Raw genomic sequence first — 255 nt, 5'->3', positions numbered from 1 at the left:
TGCGGCTCTTCGGGCCGACCACAGCAAAGGTCGCCCAGTGATCCGTGACCGAAGCGAGGCGCACCTTCATGTCGGGCCATTCGGTCTGCAGCCAGCGTTCGAGCCACGTGAGCACGCGCGCGGCGCCCCCCGTGGTGGTCGTCATCATGTAGTGCTGCTCACCGAGGCGCACCGTCACGCCGTCGTCGAACACCATGCCGTTTTCGTCGAGCATCAGCCCATAGCGGCACTTGCCCACTTCGAGCTTGAGCCACG

At 65.5% G+C, this 255-nt stretch carries 1 protein-coding gene; it reads right to left on the bottom strand.

Translation table 11 applies throughout. The annotated features are described in order from the left end of the window. Window positions 1–255 (bottom strand): hypothetical protein (locus VSR34_RS39215; protein ID WP_342965326.1); only part of this gene is annotated, 255 nt, incomplete at both ends.

The sequence above is a fragment of the Paraburkholderia sp. JHI2823 genome, assembly GCF_038900695.1.
GTDB classification, from domain to species: domain Bacteria; phylum Pseudomonadota; class Gammaproteobacteria; order Burkholderiales; family Burkholderiaceae; genus Paraburkholderia; species Paraburkholderia mimosarum.
Note: the sequence above shows the minus strand (reverse complement) of the source record. Positions and strands in the feature narration are given on the sequence as shown.